The organism is Desulforhabdus sp. TSK, assembly GCF_022836495.1.
GTDB lineage: Bacteria > Desulfobacterota > Syntrophobacteria > Syntrophobacterales > Syntrophobacteraceae > Desulforhabdus.
Genome location: NZ_BQXM01000081.1, coordinates 1 through 2,129, shown reverse-complemented (window position 1 = coordinate 2,129; position 2,129 = coordinate 1). Strand labels below are relative to the sequence as shown.

The 2,129-nt window shown below is 55.7% G+C and carries 2 protein-coding genes; both read left to right on the top strand.

Annotated features, from left to right (window positions below; all coding sequences use genetic code 11):
* Nucleotides 1-1,004, top strand: a 1,004-nt coding sequence (locus MWC30_RS21525) for a tyrosine-type recombinase/integrase (protein WP_244086258.1), incomplete at its 5' end; no start/stop codon positions are given.
* On the top strand, nt 1,001-2,020 hold the full coding sequence (locus MWC30_RS21520; RefSeq protein ID WP_244086257.1) for a site-specific integrase: 1,020 nt from the start codon (nt 1,001-1,003) through the stop codon (nt 2,018-2,020). The genes MWC30_RS21525 and MWC30_RS21520, both read left to right, overlap by 4 nt.
* Nucleotides 2,021-2,129: the final 109 nt, after the last annotated feature.

The following is a 2,129-nucleotide window of genomic DNA, read 5'->3' as shown; positions in this document are numbered from 1 at the left end:
GCTTCCTCTCACCCGAGATCGAGGCATACCTTCAGCTCAAGCGCTCCCTTGGTCGAAATTACTCGATCGAGGCCGTTGTGCTCCATGACTTCGACGCTTTCGTGGGAGTCCATTACCCTTCATCTCGGGATCTGGACGGTGAGATGTTCATTGCCTGGTCCGCCGGACTGGAGCGGTTGACGCCTACCGTTCGACGCAATCACATGCGGATTGTGCACAACTTCTGCCTGTACCGGCAAAGATCGCATTCCGACTCCTTTGTCCCGGATCCACTAACCTTCCCGGCCACCCATCAGGCTCTCAGCCCTCATATCCTCTCAGAGACCGATATTGCCCGCCTGCTGGACGCAACCCGCTACCTTCAGCCATCCGCCCGCTCGCCTCTGAGGTCTGAGAACCTGCGTATCGGCATTCTGCTTCTCTTTACGACAGGGCTTCGCCGCGGTGAGCTTCTGCGTTTGACCCTTGGGGACTTCGACTCGCAAGAAGGAACGCTACTCATACGAGCCACCAAGTTCCACAAGTCCAGAATCCTCCCCCTCTCACCCTCGGTTAATGCGGAACTTGCAGCCTACCTTGCCCTTCGCAACGCAAGAAGGCTCCCCATGGAGACGACCTCCCCGTTCATGTGGAACCGGCATGGCAGCTTCGAAGGAAGAGGCTACACGGGAACCGGTTTTGCCCAGAACTGGCGCCTGCTTTGTACAGCCCTTGAGATACTTACCGACAAGGGAAGACCACCCCGCATCCATGACATTCGTCATTCCTTCGCCGTGAATGCCCTCAGGCGTTGCTACAGCAGTGGTGGAGACGTGCAGGCGCGGCTTCCTCTCCTTTCCACCTATATGGGACATGTCTCCGTTGCCTCGACGCACCACTACCTCTCCTCCGTTGAGGAAATCCGCTCGGAAGCCAGCGAGCGGTTCCACCAGCGCTTCGGCCAGTTACTCTTCACCAGCACGGACGAAGAATGGCAAGGGCACTTGCACGGAGGTGGAAAATGAACCCAACGCGAGCGAATGCACTTGGAGTGGTGCTGAAGGGGTTCTTCAGCGATTACCTGCCGAAGGTGCGGGGCTTGAGTCTCCATACAATCCTGAGCTACAGAGACAGCCTCAAGCTCTTCCTTCTCTTCGTGGCACAACAAAAAGGCATCTCCGTCTCGGAACTGAGGATGGAAGATATGGCAGTGGAGGAGATCATCGCCTTTCTCGATCATCTCGAAGAAAAGCGGCACAATCGAACTGGAACCCGCAATAGCCGCCTTGCAGCCGTCCACGGTTTCTTCCGCTATGTCGCCGGGATCTACCCCGAAGCACTCGATCAGTGCCAGAGGATCTTGAATATTCCTTTCAAACGTAGAGCCTCTCGAACGGTCGAATACCTTGAATATGAGGAAATCAATGCGATCCTTCGTTCCGTGGACCGCACGACACGAGATGGCCGGCGGGATCATGCGCTCTTGAGCCTCATGTTCAACACTGGCGCCCGCGTACAGGAACTGATTGATCTCAAGGCCAATGATCTGCAACTCTCAAAGCCCTTCAGCGTTCGTATCTTAGGAAAGGGCCGCAAAGAGCGGATCTGCCCGATCTGGCCAGAGACGGCTCAGCTTCTGCGCCAACTTCTCGAGGAGCGCGGGATTGATGAAAGGCTGCCGGTGACCGTCTTTACAAACCATGTGGGCAACCCCATTACCCGCTTTGGCATTCGGTACCTGCTTGCAAAGCATCTCCATAACGCTGCCAGCATTTGTCCGTCCCTTGGGAAAAAGAGGCTCCATCCGCACAGCGTGAGGCACAGCACCGCAGTCCATCTTCTCAAATCAGGAGTTGACCTCAGCACCATTGCCAGCTGGCTTGGGCATGCCAGTGTCAACACCACCAACAAATACGCTACCATGGATCTTGAAATGAAGCGCCAGGCTATCGAGAAGGCGAAGCCATTGACCGATGGAGCTCCGTCTCTCGGGGAATGGAAGCATGATCCTGATCTTCTGGCATGGCTGGAGTCGCTCTAAGGTGCTGAACAGCGGATTCATTTATGTGAAGGGATATGCCGGCGGAAGCTTCAGCAGAGAGCCAAGCCGGCAGGCTCTCAACATTAATGAACACTCAACATAAGTCAAC